Source organism: Saltatorellus ferox (assembly GCA_007751475.1).
In the GTDB taxonomy this organism is placed as follows: domain Bacteria; phylum Planctomycetota; class UBA1135; order UBA1135.
Map to the genome: position 1 here is coordinate 176,808 of CP036434.1, position 20,043 is coordinate 196,850.

21 protein-coding genes are annotated in these 20,043 nt (G+C 67.6%); 8 read left to right on the forward strand and 13 right to left on the reverse strand.

Annotated features, from left to right (window positions below):
- Positions 1-5: 5 nt before the first annotated feature.
- Genes Poly30_RS00680 through Poly30_RS00695 form a run of 5 tightly spaced genes read right to left on the reverse strand, consistent with a single transcriptional unit; the run spans position 6 to position 4,461 of the window.
- Positions 6-1,385: an alginate export family protein gene (locus tag Poly30_RS00680; RefSeq protein ID WP_419190789.1), complete on the reverse strand. Its 1,380-nt coding sequence runs from the start codon at positions 1,383-1,385 to the stop codon at positions 6-8.
- Positions 1,382-1,915, reverse strand: a complete 534-nt coding sequence (locus Poly30_RS28000) for a hypothetical protein (RefSeq protein WP_419190790.1) — start codon at positions 1,913-1,915, stop codon at positions 1,382-1,384. The genes Poly30_RS00680 and Poly30_RS28000 overlap by 4 nt, the downstream gene beginning before the upstream one ends.
- Positions 1,912-3,402, reverse strand: a complete 1,491-nt coding sequence (locus Poly30_RS00685) for a 4Fe-4S binding protein (RefSeq protein WP_145194102.1) — start codon at positions 3,400-3,402, stop codon at positions 1,912-1,914. The genes Poly30_RS28000 and Poly30_RS00685 overlap by 4 nt, the downstream gene beginning before the upstream one ends.
- A 10-nt stretch (positions 3,403-3,412) precedes the next feature.
- Entirely contained in the window at positions 3,413-3,847 is a 435-nt protein-coding gene (locus Poly30_RS00690; protein WP_145194103.1) for a FixH family protein, read from the reverse strand.
- The gene (locus Poly30_RS00695) at positions 3,847-4,461 is read right to left on the reverse strand and encodes a hypothetical protein (RefSeq protein WP_419190791.1); all 615 of its coding nucleotides are present in this window, start codon (positions 4,459-4,461) and stop codon (positions 3,847-3,849) included. The genes Poly30_RS00690 and Poly30_RS00695 overlap by 1 nt, the downstream gene beginning before the upstream one ends.
- Positions 4,462-4,689: 228 nt before the next feature.
- Between Poly30_RS00695 and Poly30_RS00700 the strand changes: the two genes are divergently transcribed.
- A complete protein-coding gene (locus tag Poly30_RS00700) occupies positions 4,690-5,625 on the forward strand; it encodes a LysR family transcriptional regulator (protein ID WP_419190792.1) in 936 nt (311 codons plus the stop codon).
- 56 nt (positions 5,626-5,681) lie between these two features.
- Here the strand turns inward: Poly30_RS00700 and Poly30_RS00705 are convergent, their stop codons facing one another.
- On the reverse strand, positions 5,682-6,401 hold the full coding sequence (locus Poly30_RS00705; RefSeq protein ID WP_145194105.1) for a sensor histidine kinase: 720 nt from the start codon (positions 6,399-6,401) through the stop codon (positions 5,682-5,684).
- A 211-nt stretch (positions 6,402-6,612) separates the two neighbouring features.
- Here Poly30_RS00705 and Poly30_RS00710 point away from each other — a divergent pair, with 211 nt between their 5' ends.
- Entirely contained in the window at positions 6,613-7,272 is a 660-nt protein-coding gene (locus Poly30_RS00710) for a response regulator transcription factor (RefSeq protein WP_145194106.1), read from the forward strand.
- A gap of 26 nt (positions 7,273-7,298) precedes the next feature.
- On the opposite strand, the gene Poly30_RS00715 is transcribed toward Poly30_RS00710, so the two are convergent.
- Positions 7,299-8,018, reverse strand: a complete 720-nt coding sequence (locus tag Poly30_RS00715) for a TerC family protein (protein ID WP_145194107.1) — start codon at positions 8,016-8,018, stop codon at positions 7,299-7,301.
- A gap of 135 nt (positions 8,019-8,153) precedes the next feature.
- Here Poly30_RS00715 and Poly30_RS00720 point away from each other — a divergent pair, with 135 nt between their 5' ends.
- From Poly30_RS00720 to Poly30_RS00730, 3 genes are read left to right on the forward strand one after another with little or no spacing between them, the layout of a single operon-like run.
- Complete coding sequence (locus Poly30_RS00720; protein WP_145194108.1) at positions 8,154-9,638, forward strand: LutB/LldF family L-lactate oxidation iron-sulfur protein; 1,485 nt, start codon at positions 8,154-8,156, stop codon at positions 9,636-9,638.
- Positions 9,631-10,278 carry a LutC/YkgG family protein gene (locus Poly30_RS00725; protein ID WP_419190793.1) on the forward strand — a complete coding sequence of 216 codons (648 nt, stop codon included), beginning with the start codon at positions 9,631-9,633 and terminating at the stop codon, positions 10,276-10,278. Before Poly30_RS00720 ends, Poly30_RS00725 begins: the two co-directional genes overlap by 8 nt.
- A gap of 45 nt (positions 10,279-10,323) precedes the next feature.
- Positions 10,324-10,794: a DUF1569 domain-containing protein gene (locus Poly30_RS00730; protein ID WP_145194110.1), complete on the forward strand. Its 471-nt coding sequence runs from the start codon at positions 10,324-10,326 to the stop codon at positions 10,792-10,794.
- A 42-nt stretch (positions 10,795-10,836) separates the two neighbouring features.
- On the opposite strand, the gene Poly30_RS00735 is transcribed toward Poly30_RS00730, so the two are convergent.
- Genes Poly30_RS00735 through Poly30_RS00750 form a run of 4 tightly spaced genes read right to left on the reverse strand, consistent with a single transcriptional unit; the run spans position 10,837 to position 14,999 of the window.
- Positions 10,837-11,550: an ABC transporter ATP-binding protein gene (locus Poly30_RS00735; RefSeq protein WP_145194111.1), complete on the reverse strand. Its 714-nt coding sequence runs from the start codon at positions 11,548-11,550 to the stop codon at positions 10,837-10,839.
- Entirely contained in the window at positions 11,543-12,769 is a 1,227-nt protein-coding gene (locus tag Poly30_RS00740) for an ABC transporter permease (RefSeq protein ID WP_145194112.1), read from the reverse strand. The genes Poly30_RS00735 and Poly30_RS00740 overlap by 8 nt, the downstream gene beginning before the upstream one ends.
- The gene (locus tag Poly30_RS00745) at positions 12,766-13,953 is read right to left on the reverse strand and encodes an ABC transporter permease (protein WP_145194113.1); all 1,188 of its coding nucleotides are present in this window, start codon (positions 13,951-13,953) and stop codon (positions 12,766-12,768) included. The genes Poly30_RS00740 and Poly30_RS00745 overlap by 4 nt, the downstream gene beginning before the upstream one ends.
- Positions 13,950-14,999 (reverse strand): efflux RND transporter periplasmic adaptor subunit, encoded by a 1,050-nt coding sequence (locus Poly30_RS00750; RefSeq protein ID WP_145194114.1) that lies wholly within the window; start codon positions 14,997-14,999, stop codon positions 13,950-13,952. The genes Poly30_RS00745 and Poly30_RS00750 overlap by 4 nt, the downstream gene beginning before the upstream one ends.
- A gap of 182 nt (positions 15,000-15,181) precedes the next feature.
- Between Poly30_RS00750 and Poly30_RS00755 the strand changes: the two genes are divergently transcribed.
- Complete coding sequence (locus Poly30_RS00755; protein ID WP_145194115.1) at positions 15,182-16,072, forward strand: fumarylacetoacetate hydrolase family protein; 891 nt, start codon at positions 15,182-15,184, stop codon at positions 16,070-16,072.
- Positions 16,073-16,136: 64 nt separating this feature from the next.
- Here Poly30_RS00755 and Poly30_RS00760 read toward each other — a convergent pair whose 3' ends face one another.
- Positions 16,137-16,784 (reverse strand): phosphorylase family protein, encoded by a 648-nt coding sequence (locus tag Poly30_RS00760; RefSeq protein ID WP_145194116.1) that lies wholly within the window; start codon positions 16,782-16,784, stop codon positions 16,137-16,139.
- Positions 16,785-16,806: 22 nt separating this feature from the next.
- Here Poly30_RS00760 and Poly30_RS00765 point away from each other — a divergent pair, with 22 nt between their 5' ends.
- Both Poly30_RS00765 and Poly30_RS00770 read left to right on the forward strand, forming a co-directional pair.
- The gene (locus tag Poly30_RS00765) at positions 16,807-17,784 is read left to right on the forward strand and encodes an aldo/keto reductase (RefSeq protein ID WP_145194117.1); all 978 of its coding nucleotides are present in this window, start codon (positions 16,807-16,809) and stop codon (positions 17,782-17,784) included.
- A 158-nt stretch (positions 17,785-17,942) separates the two neighbouring features.
- Positions 17,943-19,004, forward strand: coding sequence for a fatty acid desaturase (locus Poly30_RS00770; protein ID WP_145194118.1), 1,062 nt, complete (start codon positions 17,943-17,945; stop codon positions 19,002-19,004).
- Positions 19,005-19,013: 9 nt separating this feature from the next.
- Here the strand turns inward: Poly30_RS00770 and Poly30_RS00775 are convergent, their stop codons facing one another.
- On the reverse strand, positions 19,014-20,024 hold the full coding sequence (locus Poly30_RS00775) for an MBL fold metallo-hydrolase (RefSeq protein ID WP_145194119.1): 1,011 nt from the start codon (positions 20,022-20,024) through the stop codon (positions 19,014-19,016).
- Between the last annotated feature and the right edge of the window lie 19 nt (positions 20,025-20,043).

The following is a 20,043-nucleotide window of genomic DNA, read 5'->3' on the forward strand; positions in this document are numbered from 1 at the left end:
GGGGTTCAAAAGGTCGTGCCGATGCCGACGTACAAGAAGTCGACGTCCTCGGCGGGGCCCGTGCCGGAGAGGCCATCGCCGGGCCAGAAGTGGCTGTAGCCGCCGTAGAGCTGGGTGTGCAGGTCGACCTTGTGGAAGGCCGTCAGGTCCAGCTCGGTCCCGACGTCCGAGGAGTCGAAGCCCGTGCGCGAGGGTGCGCCGCCCGCGTTGTAGAGGGCGTCGCTCGTTTCCATCAGACGGAAGTAGTGCGCGGCGACGCCGAGCTTGGTCTTATCACTCAGGGCCCACATGCCTCCGAGGCTCGTGTCCATGATGTTCTGGCGACCGACCGCATCGATGAAGCCGAAGTACGCGTGCCCGAGCGGAAAGAGCTGGTGGAAAGTGCCGACGTCGCCGCCGCTCTGGTCGTCGCCGCTGGCGGCGTCGAAGCCCACCCAGAGCCTCGGCGAGCCGGCCGCGCCCTCGGGCTTCCAGCCGAGCTGGCTTGCGACCGACCAGGCGTTCACGTCGGCGTTGCCGACCTCGCCCGTTTGCCAGGCGAGCTCGACCTCGTAGTCGAGCCTGCGCGGCGCGTTACCGAACACCCTCGTGCCAAAGGTCACGCGCTCCTCGTTGCCGGTCGTTCCGTTGATCGAGACGTTCGTGCGTTCGTTGGCGAGCGCAAACAACTCGATCCCCGGAAGTCCGCCTAAGGGCTTCCGATGGGCGTACAGGCCCCAGAGCGTCTGATCGTCGTCCGGCGTGTTGAAGCTGGTCTTGTTCACGGGGACGAACACCGTGGCGAGACCGGTGATGGACCAGGGGCCTGTCGTCCATTCGGCCGTCAGGCCTTCCCAGGTGCGCAGCGTGTTGCCCCAGGGCAGCGGACTGACGAGGCGCTGGGCACCGAACAGCAGCATCTGACGACCTGGCCTCAGGCGCAGCGTGCCTTCGCCCACCCTGAACTTCACGTCGACGAAGGCTTGCTGGAGGTCGACGGTGTCGAGGTCGAGCGGGCGGCGGCCGCCCGGGAGATCCCGGTCGGTGGCCTGCGCCGTCTTGCCTTCCACGAAGACGCGCACGTGCTCGCCGAGGTGCAGGTCAGCGTGCGCGAGGGCCCGCGAAACGGTGAACGCGTCATCGTTCGGCTTCGCGAAGCCGAAGTTCTTCCACGACTCGAAGCGCGCCTCCAGTCTGCCGCCGAGGCTGAGCCAGATGCGGCCATCCTCGGAGAGCTTCATGTGCTTGATCCGGTCGAACGCGTCCTCGGTCTCGTCAGCGACGAAGAACCTGGACCAGTCCTCGTGCTGTCGCAGGAACGAATACGCGGGGCGGACGCTCTCCAGGGACTCCTGGGCGAAGGTCGTGCCTATGGACAGGCAGGCGGTCAGTGTCCAGAGTCTCATACGGGTGAGTCTCCCGAAGGAGGTACGGCGGGTAGCAGGTAAGTGCGCGAGGCCAAGAAGATCCGCAGCCAGATGGCGACCGCGGCGAGAAAGGGAATGGCGTACCAGACGAGGTACAGGCGCCCCATACCGGGCGGCGTGACGTCGACGTCGAGTTCGATCTCGCCCAGCGCCTTCCCGCCATCCATCAGGCTGAAGGTGAGCGTCCATGGCCCCTGCTGCTCGAACGGGAGCGTGCCGATCTGCTGATAGGGAGCCCGTGCTTGCGGATCAACACTGATGGCGCTGACCTCGGTCTCCGCTGCGCCACGGAAGAGGGCGCGTGCTTCAACCTGAACGTCGCCCGTCGGTGGGTCGAGGTAGTAGTAGAACGTCCCTTCTCCCACGTCCGGGTCCGCCCAGATCGACAGTGTGATCGAACCCATGACCTCGTCGACGCAGATGGGGTAGGGCGGTCCATCGTGGGCGAGCGCCAGCGGTGCGAACGCGGAGAACGCCGCGAGCCACATGCCTGAAGTCCTGACGTTCAAAGGAAGGTCCCTCTCATTTCCATGGGCTGTGCGAGTAGCCAGAGCGCGGTGCACGCATAGACGAGATGCAGTCCCGCCCAGGGCCGGAATGCGCGCGCGCGATGAACGCCGAAGTCGCGCTCGGCGAGGCTCCAGGTCACGGCGAGGGAGCCGATCAGTCCGAAGAGGACGAAGCCGACTTCGATCGGCCAGACCCACGCCTCGTGGAGACCGCCCAGGCCCCACTGCGGGCGGCCCAGTCCGGAAAGTCCGTGCCTCTCGGCCGCGTGCTGAGCCACCGGGATGAAGGTCCAGAGGCCCGTCAAGAAGTGGAAGCAGTAGTGCGCCAGCCAGACGCCGAAGCCGAGCGGTGCCAGGGTGAAGCTGAAGCGGCGCGCGTGGGAGAAGGCGCGCGCCAGCGCTCCCGCTTGCGGCTCTTGACCGGACTTTCGATCCGCCAGCCAGGCCGTGGCGCCGACGGTGATCAGCGGCAGGACGGCGAGCCCCAGGACGAACAGGATGCCGAGAATGACGAAGTCGCTCTCGGTTCCGAGGCGAGCCGCCATGCAGCGCTGAAGCGCATACACGGGGCCGACCATGCCGAACGCGTTGAGCAGCGCGCCGAAGGCGAAGACGACGGTCAACGCCGCGAGATCGCTTCGGTTGGAGAGCCGCCCAAGACCGGAGCGCATCGGGTCCACGCGGAGTTCTTCCGCGGGCAGCCGTAGCGCGACTGCGACGTTGTCTTCCGGGCAGGCATGGACGCAGTCCAAACAGAACGTGCAGTCGATGTTGCCCACCTTGGCAGGCAGGAAGAGGTCGAGTTCGCAGCCGCGCTGGACCCTTCGAGGTGCGGTCGTGGAAGCAGCGGCAGGTGCTTCGAACGTTCCCTTGATGCAGTCCTTGGTGGTACAACTCTGGCAGACGGTGTGATCGCGCGCCTTGACCTCGAACGGGGAAAGCGTCGACGCGATGAAGTTGAACTGCCCGACCGGGCAGACCCACTTGCAGAACGAGGCGCCGCGGAAGAGTGCATCGACGAAGAGCGCGGCCGCGAAGTAGGCGATGATCGCCCATGCGGTCGCCGCCGGGCTGGCCCAGAGATCGAGCCATTCGTAGGTGAACAGAGCGAGCGCGAAGAGCCCGAGTCCGATCCACTTCCGTCGGAGGACGCGGGGCCAGGTGCGCCTGGGCTCGCGGATGCGGCGGAAGAGTTCCCGCGGGAGCATCAGCGGGCAGCCCATGCAGAAGACGTTGCCCAGGAGCAGCAGTCCCAGGACGAGCGCACCGCGCCAGTACACCCAGACGAGCAGAGTCGAGAGGTTCTTCGGCGCGAGCTCTGGCCCGAACAGGCCTTCGACCACCAGGAGAGCGGCGAGGACGGCCATGACGCTCTGCATGCCGAGGCGCGCGTGCTTCCAGCGCAGGAACCCACCGATCAGCGGGAGCCTGAGCCAGTCGAGCCGCGGGAGGGCGGTGTGGCCATGGGGACTGGGACGGAGGGACATGGACGCGGCCCTACTCTCCAGGCCCTGGGGCCGGCACCGAGTCTGGCGCCGCCGTCTTCGGAAGGTGGCGAACGCCGGGAACGTCGGAGACGGTCTCGAACGCGCGGCCATCGTCTGTCTTACCTCGGACGAAGAGAATCCAGTCGCCGCCCATCGTGAACTCGAGGGTGGAGGTGAAGACGCCGTCGCCCTCGGGGTGGGCGCTCGCGAAGACCGGGACCATGCCCGCGTGGTTCATGGTGGCCTCCAGTTCGACGTCGGTGCACGCAGCGAGGTCTCCGCTGGCATCCGTCAGAGCAACCGTGCAGTGCACCGTGCCCACGTGCGGTGCCGGCTCGAAGCGGAGCGCGGCGCGGATTCCCTGCGTGCGATCGGTCGAATCGGAGCAAGCGCCGGTGAGCCACGCCGCGCCGGACGCGAGGAGCATGAGAGTCGAGGGACGCATCAGGACTTCCGGCTGGCGGGCGGCGTCCAGGCACACTTGCACCCCGTTCCGTGGGCCTCCTCTCCAGGGGGCGGGAACATGTGGAAGTACATCGCGAGCGCCATCGGAATGAAGACGATCGTGTTGTAGAAGAGGTGCAGCTCGACGCGCGGGAACCACAGCTGGAGCACGCTCATGGGCACAGGGCGGCCGAAGAGGTTCTCGCCGTAGATCGCCTGGCCCTGGAGCAGCGCGTGCTCGATGTGGTGCCAGAACTGAATCCAGAACGCGATGTTCCACCAGACGCGCGACCGCCCCACGAAACCGGTGCGCAGGATCCAAAGGGCGACGAGCATCACGATCGCGTAGCCGTAGTGGAGCGCCTCGCTGGAGACGAGCCAGGGGAACCACAGACCCAGGATTCCGCGTGACTGGGGCACCGGCCAGCCGAGGGCGTAGATCTGAACGGTCTGGGCAAGGTGCTCGGCCCAGTGGGCCAGCACGATGACGGCAAAGAACTGGAGGGCCGGTCGATGCCAGTCGGCGTTGAGTCTCTCCAGCAGCGGCGTGCGTCCGGGGCTCGCCGCCTGCGCGGGATCGGGCGCGGTGAGGCTGGGGTTCGAGAGGTTGGTCATGGGGTAGCGAGTGGGGCCGGGCCCTGCTGGGGGCAGAGGGCGTTGAGATGCTTGATCGGCGAACTATAGCCGCAGCCTATGGTGTGTGCCGATATTAAGTATCATTCGGGCGAATCCGTCTCGATCGAAGACAGCGGGGCGCCCGCGGGGCGACTGAAGGGAGCCACTCGGATCGCGCGGGCGATGGAGTACGATCTGGAGCTGGCCAGCGACCCTGGCCGCTCCTCTATGAGAGATCTATCGTCCGTCGAATTGCGGCACCTCCGAACCTTCGTCACGGTGGCCGACACCGAGAACTTCACGCGCGCGGCCGAGCGACTCGGGATCACGCAGCCCAGCGTTTCCATTCAGGTGAAGGAGCTGGAGAATGCGCTCGGAGCGCAGCTGTTCAGCCGCAACGGCCCCCGCGTCGCGCTGACGCCAGCGGGCCGGGCCTTCCGCGATCGGGCGATCCTGGCGCTCGCCAAGGTGAACGATGCGTGCCAGGCCGTTCAGGACACCGAAGACCTGGTGGCTGGACACCTGTCGCTGGGCGTCATCCCGCCGCTGAACGTTCCCTGGATGCCCCGGGTCCTGGGCAGGCTCTATCGCGAGCATCCCGGGATCGCGGTCACGCTGATCGAGAAGTCGGCCGACGACCTCGAGGGCACCGTCGAGAACGGTCGGTGCGACCTCGGCGTCGGCATTCTCTCCCACTCTTCACCGAACCTCCAGTACGAGGTCCTGCGCAAGGACGAGCTCGTTCTGCTCTCCGCGCCGGACGGACCTTTCGCTCGTCGTCGTAGCGTCAAGGCCGAGGAGGTCGGCAAGGAGCGCATCGTCGTCCTGCCCGAGAGTTACGTTCTGCGCCAGCTCACCACCGACACGTTCCGCGCGGCGCGTGTGCTGCCGCGGGTCGCCCTGGAGATCGACACGATCGACGCGCTTCTCGCCACGGTCGTGTCGAGCGGTCTCTCCACGCTGCTTCCGAGCGTCGTCCTGGAAGGTCGCGAGTCGCTCGGCCTCCGCTCGGTGGCGCTCGACGGCTGGGGGACGGATCTGGACCTGGGGATCGTGTGGCCGAGCGAGGGCATCATCAGCGCGCCAGCCCGCGCCTTCGCGGAGATCCTGCGCGAGACGGTCGCGGTGAAGAAGCGTCGCAAGCGTTCCGCCCATCCTGGCTGACCCCGAGTAGTTCGGTCAGCCGGAGCGCGTTTCTTCGCGGGCGACCGGGGCTTCGTTCAGGTCGCGACGGGTACCAGCGCTTCGACGATCATCCCGCCGCCCGATCGGCGGACGATCTTCAGGCTTCCGCCAGCCTCCCTCAGGAGACCGGTCGCGACCTGCAGGCCAAGGCCTCGTCGGCCTCGGTCCGCCGGGAGTGGTGCGGGGATGTCCTCCGCGTCGAAGCCGGTGCCACGATCCGACACCCGGAAGGAGACGAAGGACTTCTCGCTGGCGACCTCCGGCGGGGCCTCACCGGATCCCTGTTGAGGGGGGCGAGGAGTCACGAGATCCAGCGTCAGCTCCACTTCCTTGTCAGGCTCGCTCGCCTGCTGCGCATTTCTGACCAGATTCGTCAGCACACGAAGGAGGTGAACCCTCGGCATGTTGATTCGGGCAGAGCTGCAGCGGGGCCGGAGGGTCAGGCTGAATCGCTCTGCCGCATCGAAGAGCTCGGCGAATGCGGCCACATGCTCCGTCACGTAGGGCGCAGGAGCGAACGCACCGTCGACGCCCTTCGCGGCGGAAAGGCTCGCGATGGCGATCGTATCGTTCACCACGCCGTTGAGCTGTTCCAGGAGCCTTTCGGTTCGATGGACGTCTCCTGACTGCAGCGACGCTTCTGACTTCTGCACCAGCGACGACACCGTCATCAAAAGGTTGCGGAGATCGTGCAAAATCGCTTCGGGCCGCCCGGGATCGGCGGTCAGGTTCAGTTTGTGTTCGGCGCCTCGCATGGCGCGAACATGATCACCAGCGGGCGTCTGCGCACTCGGTCACGAATCTCCTAGTTCCTTCCTAGGGGCCGCAGGGTGGCATCCACGGGAAAAGAGCGAGTCCCGCGACTCGGAAACGCCCCCGTGCACGGACGCCAGGTTCTATCATCTACCAGGCCGTGCCGCTTCGACGCAGGTAGTCGATCCTCGTCCGCCCATTCCGTCCCTACCCATGCCCCAAGACGAAGAACAGCAACCCATGGTGCGGCTCGTCCTCGCCGACGACCACCGGATCTTCCTCGAAGGCCTGGAGCGGCTTCTGGAGTGTGATTTCGAAATCGTCGGGCGCGCCGAGGACGGCGAGCAGCTCGTGGAAGTCGCGCTGGCCACGCGGCCGGATCTGATCGTCACGGACTACTCCATGCCGAAGCTGACCGGGCTCCAGGCGATCGAGAAGATCCGACGCGCCGGACTCCGTCCGAGGGTGATCATCCTGACCATGCACCTCGATCCAGAGTACGCCTCCGAGGCGATCGAGCGCGGCGTGGACGGCTACGTTCTCAAGCAGGCGGCGTCCACCGAGCTCGTCTCGGCGATCGAGGAGTCGATGCGAGGGGGGCGCTGGCTTTCACCTTCGCTCGCGATGAAGATGTTCGATTACGAGCAGGCTGCAGGCGGGGCGCCGGTCGACCCCATCTCGAAGCTGACGAGCCGCCAGAAGGAGATCTTGACCATGCTGGTCTCCGGCAAGATCGCCAAGGAGATCGCGGCCGAGCTGCACATCTCCCGAAAGACCGTCGAGTACCACAAGTACCGGATGATGGGGGAGCTGGGCGTGGCGACGTCCGCCGAGCTCATCAAGCTCGCGGTCCAGGGCGGCCTCGGCGTCTGAACCTGCGGCGGGCAATGCTCCGAGGCTCAGGCCTCCGCCTGACGCTTCTTCCGCCGGCGCATGTTCAAGACCTCGTTGAACATGCTGAAGCCCATCGCGGCATAGATGTACCCGCGCGGAAAGTGCTGCTGGAGTCCGTCGGCCACCAGCGCGACGCCCACGAGCAGAAGGAACGACAGCGCGAGCATCTTCACGGTGGGGTGACGCTCGATGAACCCTGTGACCGATTTCGCGGCCGCGATCATGAAGACGATCGCCACGCAGACCGCCGAGATCATGACGGAGACCCGATCGGCCATGCCGACGGCGGTGATCACGGAGTCGAGCGAGAAGACGAGGTCAAGCAGGAAGATCTGCACGAGCGCCGAGAGGAAGGTCGTGGAGGCCGTGACGTCCTGGAACTCCTCGTCGGGGCCCTCGGTCTCCTCGTGGATCTCACGGGTTGCCTTGTAGATCAGGAACAGCCCGCCGATGAGCAACACGAGGTCGCGCCCGGAGAACGTCCGCCCGAAGACCTCGAAGAGCGGGTCCGTCAGTCCCATGACCCAGGCGATCGATAGCAACAGGGCGACCCGTCCGACCAGCGCCAGGAGAAGCCCGATGGTGCGCGCGCGCGCACGCTGGTCCTCGGGCAGCTTCTGCGTGACGATCGACAGAAAAACGAGGTTGTCGATCCCGAGCACGACCTCGAGGGCCGTGAGCGTGATGAAAGCCGCCCAGGCGTCCGGGTGAAAGATCCAGTCCATGGGGCGAGAGCTGAACCGTTCTGGCTCAGCAGCTTCTGAATAAGGGGTGAAGGGGAGGCCAGCAGGTGGCGGCGCGTCCTGATAGTGTGGTGGCCGCCTGGAAGGGTAGCGTCCACGCCCACCGAGCCCACCCCCATGCTGGATTCCCACGCGCCCCACGCCTTCCGAGATCGAGCCCGCAGTGCTCTGGCGAACGTGAAACAGGTCGCGGCCGTGGCGAAGGCCACGAACACGATCTCCGAGCGCCGCGCGGGCGCGCTGGCGGAGGTCCCCGACTGGGAGTCCTGGCGCAGCCGCGCCCGGGATATCAAGGCCCACGTTCTGGAGAACCTGCCGGAGTACCTGGAGCAGTTCGAGGAGCGCGCGACCGCCCGCGGCGTCACGGTCCACTGGGCCCGCGACGGCAAGGCTGCGTCGAAGATCGTGTTCGATCTCGCCGAGCGCGCCGGGCCCGGCCCCATTGTCAAGGCGAAGTCCATGGTCACCGAGGAGATCGAGCTGAACCACGCTCTGGAGGCGCGCGACTACGAGCCGCTCGAAACCGACCTCGGCGAGCGCATCCTTCAGCTCGGCGGCCAGATGCCGTCGCACATCGTGGCGCCCGCGCTGCACCTCTCCCGCGACGACGTGGCCGACATCTTCGTGAAGGAGCTCGGCGTCGAGCGCACGAACGTGCCTACCGAGCTGACCGCGATCGCGCGCCGCCTGCTGCGCGAAAGCTTCGCGAAGGCCTCGCTCGGCATCAGCGGCGCCAACTTCGGGATCGCCGAGACCGGGTCGATCCTGGTGCTGGAGAACGAGGGCAACATTCGCCTGGCGACCAGCGTGCCGAAGATCCACGTCGCGCTGATGGGCATCGAGAAGCTGATCCCGCGTATGGCGGACCTCGGGCTCTACCTGCGGCTCCTGCCGCGTTCGGGAACCGGCCAGCGGCTGACCGTTTACCAGTCGATCCTGACCGGGGTCGATGACAGCCAGGAAGGCCCCGAGGAGATGCACGTGATCCTCGTCGATAACGGTCGCGCGGATCTGCTCGCGCACCCGACCGATCGGCAAACCCTGAGCTGTATCCGCTGCGGGGCGTGCCAGAACGCTTGCCCCGTGTACCGCGCGGTCGGCGGGCACGCCTACGGGGCCGTCTACGGCGGGCCGATCGGAGCGATCCTGACGCCGCACCTCGCGAAGGGCGAGCAGTCCGCCGAGCTGCCCTATGCGTCGAGCCTCTGCTCGGCGTGCCGTGACGTCTGTCCCGTGAAGATCGACATCCCGAAGTCGCTGCTGCGGCTGCGCGCGCAGGCGGTGAACGATGGCCGGCGCGGGCGCCTGGAGAAAGTTGGCTTCCGCGCGTGGGCTCGCACAATGGAGAACCCCGGCCGCTACCGGCGATTCCTGGCGACGGGCCGGATGCTCCAGGGCGCGGCGATCGGCAAGGGGTTCACGTCCCGTGCCGTCCAGCGCTCGATCTCGCCGCTCGGTGCCTGGATGGAAACGCGCGCGCCGCGTCCGCTCGCCAAACGTTCGTTCCGCGAACTCTGGAACGATGGCCTCTCTGGCGAGGGCCTCTCCAAAGACGGCCCAGGCCACGCGAACGCGCCGACGAAGGAGGTCCTCCGTGGTTGATCCGAAGAGCGATCGCGAGCTGGTGCTCGAGCGCGTTCGCTCGTCCCTGGCCGGCCGAGAGGCGAAGCGCGAGGACCTGCCGCTGCCGCCGGTTCTCCGCGCCGCCGGGCTCGACGCCTTCGATGCCGACGTTTTCGCCGAGCGGATCGCGATGACCGGCGCGAAGGTGATCGCCGTCTCCAGCGCAGGCGGTGTCCCCGCCGCGGTTCACTCGATCGTCTCCGACCTGGGCGTGAAGACGCTGGCCGTCTCGGACCTCGCGCTGGCCAGGGACGCGGCCGCCGGCTTCGAAGGCGAGGTCCTGGACGACACATCGGCGCGCGAGGACCTCTTCCACTGCGACGCCGGTATCAGCGGGGTCTACGCGGCGGTCGCGGAAACGGGCACGCTGGTGATGTCAACGGCCGACGAGCGCAACCGCCTCACCTCCCTGGTCCCCGATGTCCACCTCGCCATCGTCCGCCGCGACCAGGTCGTCCCCACGCTGGACCACGTGTTCGAACGCTTCGGCGAGGGCGCGGCCACGCCGCCACGCTGCATCACGTTCATCACGGGCCCGTCCAGGACCGCAGATATCGAGCTGGAGCTGGTGGTGGGCGTCCACGGACCGAAAGCGCTCTACGTGATCCTCGTGGGCTAAGCCAGGGCGCTGGAAACACTCATTGAGGTCGATCGTACGACCGCCATGCTCGACCTCCCACCGCCCACCGCCGATACTCCCACGCTCGATGATTTGATCGAGGCGATCGATCGCTTGGATCCAGGCACTGTGCCCGCCTGGGGGAAGCTGAACGCCGCTTCCATGCTGGAGCACTGCGCGCGGTTCGTGGACCTTTACCTCGGTCGCCTGACGGTCTCACGACCTGTGCGCATCATGGCGCGCCTCCTCGGCCCCCTGTTCCTCAAGCGTGTTCTGGCGAAGTCTCCGACCGCGACGCCCAGGAACTTGCGCACGCTCGGCGAGATCCAGGTGAGTCCGAGCGCTGCGGCCGCCTTCGAACCGGCGGCCGAGCGGCTGCGCTCGGGCCTCTTTGAGCTAAAGGGGCTGAGTGGCGTCTGTCGGCACGTTCTTTATGGACAGGTGGAGGCGGAGACGCTGAAGGCGCTGGTTCGCCATCACACCGCCCATCATTTCCATCAGTTCGGGCTGCTGTAGCGAAGTTCGAGACGCGCGTGGCGAGAAGGCCTTCGTAGCTCTTCACGATCCAACGATCTCGTCCGTCAGCACCGCGCCGTCCAGCATCCTGATGCGGCGGGGCAAGCGTGCGCCCAGGGCCTCGTCGTGGGTGACCACGATCAGGGTCATCCCCTCGGCGTGGAGCTCCGTCAAGAGGTCCAGGATGGCGCTCCCCGTCGACTGGTCGAGGGCGCCCGTCGGTTCGTCCGCCAAAAGTAGGGACGGTTGGCAGACCATGGCGCGCGCGATCGCGACTCTCTGCTGCTGACCGCCGGAGAGCTCCGCCGGGCGATGCGTGGCGCGGTCCGAGAGTCCGAGCTTCTCCAGAAGCTCGGCGGCGCGGCGACGACGCTCTCGCCGCCTGATGCCCGCGAAGCGGAGCGGCAACGCCACGTTTTCGATGGCGTCGAGACGCGGGACCAGATGGAAGCGCTGGAAGACGAAGCCGATCTTCTGATTGCGCGCTCTCGCGAGTTCCTTCAGGTCGAGCGTACTCACCTCGCGGCCATCGAGCCGGTAGGAGCCGCGGGTCGGGGTGTCGAGCAGACCCAGGAGGTTGAGGAGCGTCGACTTGCCGGACCCGGACGGCCCGAGCACGGCGAGCGCCTCGCCGCGTAGGACCTCCAGGTCGATGTCGCGCAGGGCGCGCACGGTGGTCTCTACACCCGAGGCGTTCGACTCGGCGCCGGCGTAGTCGCGGCCGATGCCCGACATCTGAATCACCGGATCACTCATCCCGAAGCACCTCCACGGGGTCGACGGAGGCGGCCATGCGGGCGGGGAACCAGCCGGAGAGCACGCCCACCACGGTCAGCAAGAGCACGATCCCGAGACCGAGCGGGAGCGAGACTCCCGGGGTGCCGAAGTAAGCCCTGACCTCCAGGGGGACGTCGAGCGTGGCGGCCGCGGCGAACGCTGCGGCGGCCAGGCCGAGGCCGATGAGGCCGCCCGCCAGCGCGGTCAAGGCTCCCTCCAGGAGCGGCGGTAGCACCACGTGCAGGCGCCGCGCGCCCAGGGCCATGGCGAGCGCGATCTCACGCCGTTGCTCCTCGACGTGGGCCCAGGTGGCGTTGGCGATTCCGAGGGCGGCGACCAGGAAGCCCAGGACCCCGACGACCGCCGTGAGCGAGCGATTGCCCGCGAGGATGGAGCCAATTCGTTCCTGGAGAGCCACGTAGTCGATGATCCGCAGGGCGGCATCATCGTCCCGGGCGAAGCCGTGCCTCGTCCCCAGACTGGCGTACAGCGCGCGCCGTACCTCGGAAGCCTCGTCCGCGTTCTCGAGACCCACGATCAAAGAGCCGTAGCGCACCCCCGTCAAGGCCCGCAGCGTCGTGTCCGGAACGTACACCTTGTCCCTGTCCTGGCCGTTGTAGCTGCTGATCTGCACGTACTCGGGCGCGACACCCACCACGAGAAAGCGCGTGCCGAGCGCCTCGATCTCCTCGCCCACCGCGTCGCGTTCGCCAAAGAGCGCCGAGGCCACGCCGGCGCCGAGATACGCCACGCGTCGCTTCTCCAGGGAGTCGAGCGCGGAGAGAAAGCGTCCACCCTCACGGACGTACCGAGACCGCAGGTCCCCGAACTCAGCCGACGCGCCCGAGAGTCCGCCGCTGAAGCGCGCCGCTCCCGCGCGGAACGCCGTCTGTCCGTATTCGAGTTCCAGCACCGCGCCCCGGATTCCCGGCAGCCTTCGCGCAGCCTTCGCATCGCTCGCTTCCAGGCGTACCGGCGTTCCGGCGCGGCGTCCCTGCCAGGGCTTCGTTCTGGCGCCGCCCATGACGCGAAACAGGTCCTCGCCGAAGTTCCCGATGGTCCCGGTCGTGGCGCGCGTCATCTCCTGGCCGAAGGCGAGGAGCGACGCAAGCCCGAGCGTCCCCCAGAGAACGCCGAGGGCCACGAGTCCCATGCGGATGCGGGTCGCCCAGAGGCTCCCGAGCACCCAGCCGATCACGGGTGGCCTCCGAGCGCGAGGACGGGATCGAGTCGTGCAGCCCGTCGTGCAGGAAACCAGCCGGCCAGGACGCCGAGGAAGGCGAGCCCGGCCACCGTCCCCAGCGCCAGCCACGGCGCCACCTCCGGCGATCCGACGCTCTCCCGCAAGGGGCTGGAGCTCACCAGCCAGCCAGCGCCCACGGCGGCCGCCGCGCCGATCGCGCCGCCCACGGCCGTGAGGCCCAGAGCGTCGCCCAGGACGCCGATCAGCACGCGCCGGCGCGTCGCACCGAGCGCCATCATGAGCCCGATTTCCTCGGTGCGCGCTCTCACGCGCAAGAACATCAGGTTCGCGAGCCCCAGCCCGCCGACGAGCAGGGTGAGGATGCCTGCTCCGCCCGTCATCACGTCCATGGCGAGGAACGCGTAGCGCCGCACTTGATCGCCCTTCGTCGTGTCCCACCAGCGAAGGGCGGCCTCGTCCTCCGGATCGAAACCCTTGGCGGCCGCGAGGACCTTCGTCGCGTCGCGCATCACGTCCTCAGCCGCTGCGGAATCGCGGGGCCGAAGAACGAAGTTGTCGAGATACCGGGTTCCGAAGCGCCGCTGGAAAGTGGTCACCGGAAGGCAGACGCGCATCGAGTCCTTGCCATCGTAGTCCGAGTCCTGGACCTTGGATTGCATGACGCCTACGATCGTGAACTGCGTCCCTCCGATGACGACGCGCTGCCCGACGGGGTTCGACCCGGGGAAGAGTTCTTCGCCGATCCGGTCGCCGAGGAAAGCCGTGGTGCGCTCTTCTTCGACGTCTCGCGCAGACAGAAACCGGCCGCCGGGCGCCGGGTCCATGGACCGAAGCTCTCCGTAGTTCTCCCCGACCCCCGCGAGCATGGCGCGGAAGACCTTCTCGCCGTGCACGACGGGTTCGGACCGCAGGAACTCGGGGCAGACCGCTTCGAGGCCCTGGACCTCGGTGCGGAGCCGAGCTGTATCCGAAGGCAGCAGGCGAATACGCTGCCCCTCAGGCATGCCCCTGGAAGACCGTGACGTCGTACCGGGCCAGAGGATCATGATGCCGCGACCCATGCCTTCGGCCCGTCGGACCATCTCCTTCTCGAGCCCTTCCCCGAAGGAGAGGAGCGCCACCGTGGAGAAGGTTCCCCAGGCCACACCCAGGAGGGTCATGAGCGTGCGGCGTCTCATGGGACGAGGATTCTGTCTCCGACCGCGAGGCCGCTGACGATCTCCACGACGAGTCCGTCGCTGACGCCTGTGCGGATGATCTGGGATCTGGGCGTGCCGTCCTCGGAGGTAACCTGGACGCTTGCGGTCAAGCCCTCCGGCCCCGAGCTGTACTCCACGTAGCGCTCTGGGACCACGGGGACGTCGAGGGCTTGCGCCACCGTGATGCGCGCCACCGCGGAGTAGCCCGCCCGCAGCGTCGCTTCCTCCGTCGGCGTCACATCGAGGGTGACATCGAAGACGGAGGCGCCGTTCTTCTCGCCTGCGATGAGGGAGATCTCCCGGAGGCTACCCTTCAGCAGCACGCCCGGGAGCGCGCCGAGCTCGATGCGCGCCTGCATCTCGGGGACCAGTCGGCCCGCGTCGAGCTCGTCCACCGTCGCTCGCATGACGAGGTGATCGAGATCCGCGATGGTCATCAGGAGCGAGCCCGGCCCGAAGTTGGAGGCAGGCGTGATGGGTTCGCCGAGTTCGACCGGAAGTTCGACCACCGTCCCCGAGATGGGCGCGCGCACGAACCAGTCGAGGGTCAAGCCCTCGTCCTCTGCCTCACCGTTCAGGAGCAGCTCCAGCTCGACCTGGGTCGCCCGTCGACTTCGCTCGGCCTGGGCCTGGAGGCGGGTGAGCTGGGGCTTGCCCTGGACGATCCGCATCGCCTGTCCCAGGAGGTTCTGACCCTCGCTGAGTTCCACGGCGGCTTCGAGCCCTTCTTCGGCGCCGGCGAGGCTTCGTCTTGCCATCAGCCTGTCGCGGTCGGTGAGCTGAGGCCTTACCTCGATGAGCGGATCCTTGGCTGCGACGCGACTGCCGAGTTGAACGGGGCGCTCGGTGACCACTCCGCTCCATGGGCTGTGGATGGGCACCCGGACCCTGGGCATGATCTTGCCGATCGCTACCGCCTCCTGGGTCACGCTGCCGCGCTCGATGGTGTGAAGGGTCGGGCCACTCGACTCCTCAGCCGAGCAGGCCAGGAGCATCCACGGACAAACGGCGAGGAGGATCTTCATCGGGTCCGGATCCTACGCGCCACCGCCGAGACATTTCGGGGACCCGATGCACTCCTTGGGTTGCCCGATAAGGTGCCCGTAATGCCCAACCGCACGGCTGGCGCCTGGAGGCTATCCTCTTTCGCCCTGAAACGGTGCCCCACGAGGCACTGCCTCCGCGGCCCCTTGCCCACGTGCTCCCCTTGAAAATCGTCTCCTTCCATCGCGACGGCCAGCTCTCCACCGGAGCTCTCCTCGACGGCGACCTCGTCCTCGATTTCCAGCACGAAGCTGCGGGCCTGCCGGGCGCTGACGGGCCCCTCGACTGGATGGACACGGACGGTGCCTGCCATCAGAGCGCGCGTCGGCTCGTGGAGGGCGCGGACGTGGCGAAGCTTCAGGCGGCGGGTGCGGTGCTGCCGCTGGCTGGCGTAGAACTCCTGTCGCCCATCCCGCGACCGGGCAAGGTGATTTGCATCGGCCTCAACTACCGCGATCACGCGGAGGAGAGCGGCATGGAGATTCCGAAGTACCCGCTCGTCTTCAGCAAATTCTCCAGCTGCGTCGTGGGCCAGGACGCGGACGTCAAGCTTCCGCGCGGCGCGAAGGAAGTGGACTACGAGGCCGAGTTCGGCGTCGTCATCGGCAAGACCGCGACCGACGTCAGCGAAGCGGACGCCATGGACCACGTCCTCGGGTACTGCAACATCAACGACGTGTCGGCGCGCGACTTCCAGTTCGCCGACGGCCAGTGGCAGCGCGGCAAGTCCTGCGAGACCTTCTGTCCGACGGGGCCTTTCATCGCGACCGCCGACGAGATCGCGGACCCGCACGAGCTTCGCATCCAGTTCCGGATGAACGGCAAGACGCTCCAGGACTCCAGCACGAGCCAGCTCATCTTCAACGTGCCCGAACTCGTCTCGTACCTGTCGGGCTTCGTGACGCTGGAGCCGGGCGACCTCATCTCGACCGGAACGCCCCCCGGCGTCGGTTTCGCGCACAAGCCGCCGATCTACATCCAGCCCGGCGACCTGATGGAAGTCGAGGTCGAAGGCCTCGGCGTGCTCCGCAACAAGGCCGTCTCGGCCGACTGAGGAAAGGCCTTCGCGGCCGACTGGAGCAAGGCCGTCTCGGCCGAATGGGGCCACACCCACGGTTCTATCGCTCGAGCCATTCGGCGACCGCGCCCAGCGCGTCGTCGATGGCCCACGTCTTCGGGTCGCGGTTCCCCGCCACGTTCGAGAAACCGCGGACGATCGAGACGCCGACGTTGCCCATCGCGGCGGCCAGGGCCACGCCGAAGCCCTCCATGTCCTCGGCCACCGCGTCGGGGAAGCGCGCGCGCCGCGCTTCCAGCATCGCGCTGCCGTCGGCGGCCGCGGCGACCGTGAGGAGCTCGGGGCCTTCGGATTCGAGGTCCAGTCGATCGAAGACCGCGGCCACAGCGGACTCATCGTCCCGCAGCTTCCCTTCCCACTGCGGAAAGCCCATCGTGCTCGGGCGGACGAAGGCGGCGCCTTCTCCGGCGCCGACGCCGTCCATCGCGACGCTCCCGAACGTGATCGCGCTGCCAGCTTCACTCGCGGCCCCGTAGGTCCCGGCGATTCCGGCGAGGATCAGGTGCTTCGGCGCGCGCTGGGCGATCAGCCTCGACACCGCGGCGGCGGCGGCCACGGGGCCGAAACCGATCACCGCGACCCCGGCCCACCGCTCGGGCGCCACGGCTTCGGGCGCGAGCACGCGCAGCCGATCGAGTTCGAAGCGCGTCGGCACGCACAGCAGGGTCGTCTGGGAATCGTGGAGCATGCGGACGAGTATGCTCTCTTCCATGGAACAGCGCACCCTCGGCAGCACGGACGTCTCCGTCACTCGAATCGGGCTTGGCACCGCGCCACTGGCAGGGATGTTCGAGCCCGTCGCGGAATCCGTGGCGCGCGCCACCGTTCAGGCCGCGATCGACGGAGGGATTCGCTTCTTCGACACCGCTCCCTGGTACGGCTTCGGCTGCGCCGAGCGGCGGGTGGGGGATGCGCTCCGCGACTTCGACGGACCGTTCGTGCTCTCCACGAAGGTCGGACGCCTCCTGGAGTCCGCGCAGCACGCGCCGGGGGACTGGCCCGGCTGGCCCGCCAAGCTGCCCTTCGCGCCGCGGCCCGACTACGGCTACGACGCGGTGCACCGGAGCTTCGAGGACAGTCTCCAGCGCCTCGGCCTCGCGCGGGTCGACGCGCTGTTCCTGCACGACATCGGTCGTATGACCTACGGCGATGACCACGGACGCCATTTCGAGGACGCCATGAACGGCGGCGTACGCGCGCTGCTGGAGCTGCGCGACGCGGGCAAGATCGGCGCGATCGGGATCGGCGTGAACGAGGTCGAGGTGCTGATGGAAGCGCTCGATCGCGCGCAGTGGGACATGTTCCTGCTCGCGGGGCGCTACACGCTGCTCGAACAGGAGCCCGCGCTGTCCCGCCTGTTTCCCGCGTGCGAGCGCGCGGGCACCTCGATCGTCATCGGCGGCGCGTTCAATTCGGGTCTGCTCGCGGGCGGCGGCACGTACAACTACGCTGACGCGCCCGCGGAGCTCATCCAGCGCCGCGACACGCTGCGCGAAGCCTGCAAGGAGTTCGATGTCGCCCTGGAGGCGGCGGCCCTGCAGTTCCCCCTCCGGCACGAGATCGTCACGTCCGTGCTCATGGGCTGCCGCAGCCCCGAGGAAGTGCACGCCAACCTGACGCATGCGACAAGTTCCATACCGAAGGAACTCTGGGAGCACCTCGCGGAAAGGGGGGTCCAGGGGCGCTGAAATCGTCGATTCGGTCCGGAAACGGCGGAAAAGCGGCGCGTTTTCGCCGTCAACTGGCCGAACCACTGAGGGGGCGTGCGGAAGTGCGCTTGACACCTTCAGAACTGGGTCCCTGTTCGTATTCAGGAGCACCCCGTTAGCCCGTACAATCTTCGGCGATGCAGCAGACAATCAGCCACTTCGAGAACGCCGCCCAGAAAGGTCGTGCGTTGCGCGACGAGACCAAGGCGATGATCGCTTCGGTCAAAGCAGAGACGCGCAAGTTCCAGCAGTCGCACACAGGCAAGGCGACCTGGCAGGTGATCAACTCGGTGGGGTCTTACGTGGCTCTCTGGGCGATCATGTACTTCACCGTCCAGGTGTCCTGGCTCCTGACGCTTCCGTTCGCTCTCGTGGCGGCCGGTGTCCTGGTGCGTGTGTTCATCATCAGCCACGACTGCGGACACAGCTCGTTCTTCCAGTCCGAGCGCTGGAACACGATCATCGGCGTCATCACCGGATTGCTCACCTTCACGTCCTACCACCACTGGCGCGGCGAGCACGCGGTGCACCACGGCACCTGCAGCAACCTCGACCGGCGCGGAACCGGCGACGTGTGGACGATGACCGTGAGCGAGTACAAGGCCGCGTCGCGCTGGAAGAAGTTCGGCTACCGCTTCGTGCGCAACCCGATCGTGCTCCTCGTGATCGCGCCGCTGTTCCTGTTCCTCGTGCTCGAGCGCTTCCCGCGCAAGAACGCTCCCCGGAAGGAAGTTCTTGCGACGCGCTGGACCAACGTGGCGCTGGCTGCGATGGTCGCCTCGATGTGCTGGGTCTTCGGCACCTCGACCTTCCTGCTCCTGCAGCTCGGCATCGTGAGCGTGGCCATGGGCGCCGGCGTCTGGCTCTTCTACGTCCAGCACCAGTTCGAGGACACCTACTGGGCCAAGAACGCGGACTGGGACTTCGGCGTCGCCGCGCTGGAGGGCAGCTCGTTCTGCAAGCTGCCGAAGATCCTGCAGTGGTTCTCCGGCAACATTGGCTTCCACCACATCCACCACCTCGCGCCGCGGGTGCCGAATTACCACCTGGAGAGCTGCCACAAGGCGATCGAGGCCGTCGGCGCCAAGGCGCGCGAGGTGACGCTCTGGGAAGGCATCAAGGCGCTCAGGCTTCAGCTCTGGGACGAGGCGACGAGTCAGCTGATCTCGTTCCGCCAGGCGCGGGTCGCGTACTTCTAAGCCGCGCGACTACAGAGCGAAGCGCGCGCCCTCCTCGAGGACGTGCGCGCCGCTCGCTCGAACGGCCGCGGCGGCCTTGCTCGCCGGATCGGCCGCCGGGTTCGAGTGATTCAGGTGGGTGAAGTACACCCTGTTCAAGAGAGGCGCTGGCTCATCCGCTAGCGCCTCGATCGTTTCCACGATGAACGGGTGCGGGACCTCCGCCATGTCGCGGCCAGGTAGATCCTCCGGGCCGTGGAAGGTGCCGTCGAGGAACGCGAGATCCACGTTCTCCAGCACCTCCGCGAGCGGCCGCTCCCAGCGGTTCCACTTGTCGATGTCGGGCAGGTACAGCGCGGCGCGCGTGGGCCCTTCGATGAGGAAGCCGACGGTGTCGCTGAACTCGTCGCGGTGGGGGACCTTCAGCGCGGTGACGCGCAGGTCGTCCGCCAGCTCGTAGGGCTGGTCGACGGTCAGCGTCACGGCGTTCGCGTGCCCGCCGTCGAAGAGGAGGCTCCAGGGGCCGTTCGTCCGAAGGAACTCCGTCATGCGCGGGGTGCCGATGAGGTCGACGGGCGCCGAGCCGTAGACCTCGCGGCCGAACTGGATCAGGCCGGCGTAGTGACCGACGTGGGCGTGGGTCAGGAAGACGCCGTCGAAGAGCTCGGGGCGGCCGGGCGCGTCGAGCGCGGGCCCTCCGTGGCCGCGGGCGCGCTCGACCTGGAGCGGGAGGTCGGGGCTGGCGTCGAAGATCCAGCGGCGGCCCGAGCTCGACCCTGAATCCGATCCTGACTCCGGCGCCGGGCGCGGGTCCACGAGCAGGAGGCTCGTCACCAAGCGGCGGCGGGCGGGGTCCCGGCGTGCGGCCTCACAGCAGGGCTGGCGGCAGGCCATCTGCGGCAGTCCGCCGTCCTGGGCGGTGCCGAGAACCACGAGGTAGGGAGCCGCCGGATCCTTGTCTGAATCGAGCGACAGAGCCGTGGACCGGCAGGCGCTGAGCACGCCCAGGAGCCCGGCGGCGAAGAAGAAGCGGTTCCACATGCACCCGAGCGTAACGTTC

Coding starts and splice junctions, on each gene's coding strand:
- Poly30_RS00760 (WP_145194116.1), bottom strand. CDS start 16,784: ATGCTCCACGATTCCCAGACGACCCTGCTGTGCGTGCCGACGCGCTTC.
- Poly30_RS00765 (WP_145194117.1), top strand. CDS start 16,807: ATGGAACAGCGCACCCTCGGCAGCACGGACGTCTCCGTCACTCGAATC.
- Poly30_RS00690 (WP_145194103.1), bottom strand. CDS start 3,847: ATGCGTCCCTCGACTCTCATGCTCCTCGCGTCCGGCGCGGCGTGGCTC.
- Poly30_RS00695 (WP_419190791.1), bottom strand. CDS start 4,461: ATGACCAACCTCTCGAACCCCAGCCTCACCGCGCCCGATCCCGCGCAG.
- Poly30_RS00680 (WP_419190789.1), bottom strand. CDS start 1,385: ATGAGACTCTGGACACTGACCGCCTGCCTGTCCATAGGCACGACCTTC.
- Poly30_RS00770 (WP_145194118.1), top strand. CDS start 17,943: ATGCAGCAGACAATCAGCCACTTCGAGAACGCCGCCCAGAAAGGTCGT.
- Poly30_RS00745 (WP_145194113.1), bottom strand. CDS start 13,953: ATGAGACGCCGCACGCTCATGACCCTCCTGGGTGTGGCCTGGGGAACC.
- Poly30_RS00750 (WP_145194114.1), bottom strand. CDS start 14,999: ATGAAGATCCTCCTCGCCGTTTGTCCGTGGATGCTCCTGGCCTGCTCG.
- Poly30_RS00775 (WP_145194119.1), bottom strand. CDS start 20,024: ATGTGGAACCGCTTCTTCTTCGCCGCCGGGCTCCTGGGCGTGCTCAGC.
- Poly30_RS00705 (WP_145194105.1), bottom strand. CDS start 6,401: ATGCGAGGCGCCGAACACAAACTGAACCTGACCGCCGATCCCGGGCGG.
- Poly30_RS00685 (WP_145194102.1), bottom strand. CDS start 3,402: ATGTCCCTCCGTCCCAGTCCCCATGGCCACACCGCCCTCCCGCGGCTC.
- Poly30_RS00710 (WP_145194106.1), top strand. CDS start 6,613: ATGCCCCAAGACGAAGAACAGCAACCCATGGTGCGGCTCGTCCTCGCC.
- Poly30_RS00730 (WP_145194110.1), top strand. CDS start 10,324: ATGCTCGACCTCCCACCGCCCACCGCCGATACTCCCACGCTCGATGAT.
- Poly30_RS00735 (WP_145194111.1), bottom strand. CDS start 11,550: ATGAGTGATCCGGTGATTCAGATGTCGGGCATCGGCCGCGACTACGCC.
- Poly30_RS00715 (WP_145194107.1), bottom strand. CDS start 8,018: ATGGACTGGATCTTTCACCCGGACGCCTGGGCGGCTTTCATCACGCTC.
- Poly30_RS00720 (WP_145194108.1), top strand. CDS start 8,154: ATGCTGGATTCCCACGCGCCCCACGCCTTCCGAGATCGAGCCCGCAGT.
- Poly30_RS00700 (WP_419190792.1), top strand. CDS start 4,690: ATGAGAGATCTATCGTCCGTCGAATTGCGGCACCTCCGAACCTTCGTC.